3 protein-coding genes are annotated in these 2813 nt (G+C 40.5%); all 3 read right to left on the bottom strand.

Going from position 1 to position 2813, the window contains the following annotated elements; genetic code table 11:
- Positions 1-1172: HAD-IC family P-type ATPase (locus tag AC1DDX_RS27165; RefSeq protein ID WP_477623000.1), on the bottom strand; the 1172-nt coding region annotated here is incomplete at its 3' end.
- Positions 1173-1296: 124 nt separating this feature from the next.
- Positions 1297-2664: a sensor histidine kinase gene (locus AC1DDX_RS27160; protein ID WP_337714860.1), complete on the bottom strand. Its 1368-nt coding sequence runs from the start codon at positions 2662-2664 to the stop codon at positions 1297-1299.
- Between the two features lie 8 nt (positions 2665-2672).
- Positions 2673-2813, bottom strand: a 141-nt coding sequence (locus tag AC1DDX_RS27155; RefSeq protein ID WP_477623001.1) for a winged helix-turn-helix domain-containing protein, incomplete at its 5' end; no start/stop codon positions are given.

Here is a 2813-nt window from a genome sequence, read left to right as displayed (position 1 = left end):
GTATCTGTACCGAGTATAACGCTTAGCCTTCTGCGGTTAAAATCGAAAGGTATTTCATCAATCTTTTGATAGTTATCTGTTTTAATGAAATCTTTTAATTCTGCATGTTCCAGAATGGCAATATCAAGCAGGTTTTTTAATCCGGTTTGATGATAGCTGTTCAAATAGGCCCATTTTAGCACCTCGTCGTCGTCTTTTCCAAATACGTTAAGATGACGCTCCAGTATAATTTTGTCCATTGTAAGGGTGCCTGTTTTGTCGGTGCACAGCACATCCATAGCGCCTATGTTTTGTATGGCATTAAGTCGTTTTACAATTACTTTACGCTTGCTCATGTTTATTGCACCTTTTGCAAGGTTGGCAGTAACAATCATTGGAAGCATTTCCGGGGTAAGGCCAACAGCTACAGAAATCCCGAACAGAAGCGCTTGCATCCAGTCGCCCTTAGTTAAACCGTTGATAAAGAATACCAGCGGAACCATAATGAACATAAAACGGATAAGCAGCCAGCTCACTTTGTTTACGCCTTTATCGAAACTGGTTTGGGTGCGTGTGCCCAGAATTGCTTTGCCTATAGATCCAAAATAGGTTAGGTTGCCGGTGTTTACAACAATAGCCTTTGCTGTACCGCTTACCACGTTGGTGCCCATAAAACAAATATTTTCGAAGTCGAGGGTTGATCTGTTGTCCGTGGTTTTAAGCGGATTGCTGCTTTTTTCTACAGGTAAGGATTCACCGGTTAATATGGACTGGCTGATAAACAGGTCTTTAGATTGTATGATCCTGCAGTCAGCGGGGATCATGTCTCCGGCGCTTATAAAAACAATATCTCCCGGAACCAGGTCTTTAATATCTGTTTCTGTTTTTCCGCTGGGCTGTCTTAAAACTGTTGCAGTGGTTTTAACCATGCTTTTTAGCTGGTTAGCGGCTTTATTGCTGCGGTATTCCTGTGTAAACCTGAGCAGAGAGCTGAGCATCACCATAATGCTTACCACGATTACAGTTTTATACTCTTCCTGACCCGGATCGGCCAGAATTACATCCATTATTAATGAAATTATAGCAAGTACAATTAAAATTCCAATAAAGGGGTTTAAAAATCCGTTTTCATTGCTGTCCAGGATTTGAAGGTACTGGCTTGTGTCTTTTACGGCGATCTCATGTAATGTCATGGCATAATAGTTTAAGATTACTACTTATTTCTAATGTGCCGCAAAAGTATTGAGAGCTCTTGGGAGGGAAGGTTAGAGTAGTTTTAGAATGTTATTAGAAAACCATTAGAATTTTAATGGTTGCTTAGGCATGCTTCAATTCGATGGTAAATACGCTGCCCTGGTTCAGTTCAGAAATTACAGTTATTGTACCCTGGTGAAGGTTTATGATCTTTTTTGTAAGAGATAGTCCAATTCCGTTTCCGGCTGCATATTCCTGATTCTGACCCCGATAAAATGGTTCAAATATTCTTGAAACTGTATCGGCAGAGATGCCTGTTCCATTGTCCTGAAATCTTAATATGGTATGATCCATGTGGTAGGTTATGGCAATGGTACATTCGTGTTGCGCAGAGAATTTACAGCCATTTTCTATCAGGTTCATAAAGGCCACTTTAAGCAGGTATTCGTTTCCTTTTACGGAAATGGAATCGTCGTTTTCTATTTCTTTTTCGAATATGATGTTTACCTTATAGTCGGGGTAGGTGTGCAATACATCGTTTCTGGCATCCAGAAGAACTTCATCGAGACGGAGTTTTTTAAATGTAATTTCGGTATGGTCGTAGTTTGCCTTAGCCATGTCTAGCAGGCTGTTGGATAGGCGCACTACTTTTTGCGCATCGCTGATTGCATGCTGTATTGATTCTTTATACTCAGCATTTTGGCGTTCTTTACCTAAAGTAAGCTGAAGCTCGGCAAGCATTGCTGTTAGCGGGGTGCGCAGTTCATGGGAAATATTGGATACGAACTCCTTTTGGGCATCGAAAGACTTCTCTAAGCGGTTTAACATTGCATTAAAGGTAACGGCCAGTTCGGCAATTTCATCTTTGCCGCCGCCCTCGTTAATGCGAAGATCGAGATTGGTAGCCGTTATTTCTTCCACCTCATCTACCATATCAGAAACAGGTTTTAACGCCCTGCTGGCTAAGTACTGCCCGGCTAAGTAAATGAGGATTATACTGATGAAAAAGGCTACAATTAATGTGTATTTCAGGTTTGTTAGTTTGGCGTAACCATACTGATCGGTTGCTGCTGCGGTAATTACGTAATTGCCATTTTTATGCTGGTACAATAGGCCAATTACCTGCATTTTTCCCTGATAGAACTGTATTTGTTTTTCGGCTATGATCTTGTGGATCATATTTGAGTTTTCTTTTACCTTGTCTATATCAACAGCATCATGATAAAGAAGGTGAAATGAGGTATCGTATATGGCCACCTCTTCCTGAAACAATACATTTTGTGAGTTTCTGTAGATGAGTTGAAGAACCGATGGCTCTACTTTGGCATCGAGCAGCAGGTTAGCCTTTGTAATGGCAATTTTGTGCAGTTCCTTGTAATACTCGTCTTCTCTGTTTTGGCTGTAGGATAGGTATACTGCCATTGCAAAAACAAACAGCAGGGTTGCTATTATTGCGGTGAAGAGGAGACTTAGTTTATTACGGATTTTCATCAGCGTGGTTATTCTGATTTAAATATAAAGCCTAATCCAGGTTTGGTGTGTATCAGTTTATTGGGGTAATCTCGGTCTATTTTCTTTCTGAGGTAGTTGATGTAAACATCAATAAAATTTGTGCCTGTATCGAAATGAGTGTTCCAAAC

The organism is Pedobacter sp. 10L46_2, assembly GCF_056395165.1.
This window is presented reverse-complemented; position numbering and strand designations above follow the sequence as displayed.